Source organism: Bartonella sp. AC62GZZY, from assembly GCF_042196525.1.
Lineage (GTDB): Bacteria > Pseudomonadota > Alphaproteobacteria > Rhizobiales > Rhizobiaceae > Bartonella.
This window is the reverse complement of record NZ_JBHIQN010000095.1, coordinates 1-258: the sequence shown is the minus strand read 5'-3', so window position 1 is coordinate 258 and position 258 is coordinate 1. Positions and strand designations below refer to the sequence as shown.

General features: G+C 40.3%; 1 pseudogene. It reads right to left on the bottom strand.

The window, feature by feature from the left end:
- A pseudogene (locus tag ACFIML_RS09345) lies at positions 1-258 on the bottom strand (phenylalanine--tRNA ligase subunit beta); the annotation flags it as partial.

The following is a 258-nucleotide window of genomic DNA, read 5'->3' as shown; positions in this document are numbered from 1 at the left end:
GAACATTGCGCACTTCACGCCAAGCAAAACCTAAACATAGCGATGCGCTTTGCATAAAATCTAAAGAAACATGAAGCGGTGTTTCAAAAGAAGTATTAAATTGTGGTAATGATAATTCTTTTAATCGCCCAATTCCAGTAGCAGCTAGATCACGGGCAATACCGCGAACACCTGTGCAATCAGAACGATTGGGAGTCAAACCAATATCAATAACTGGATCATCTAAACCTGCATAAGCAGCGAATGAACCTCCTATAA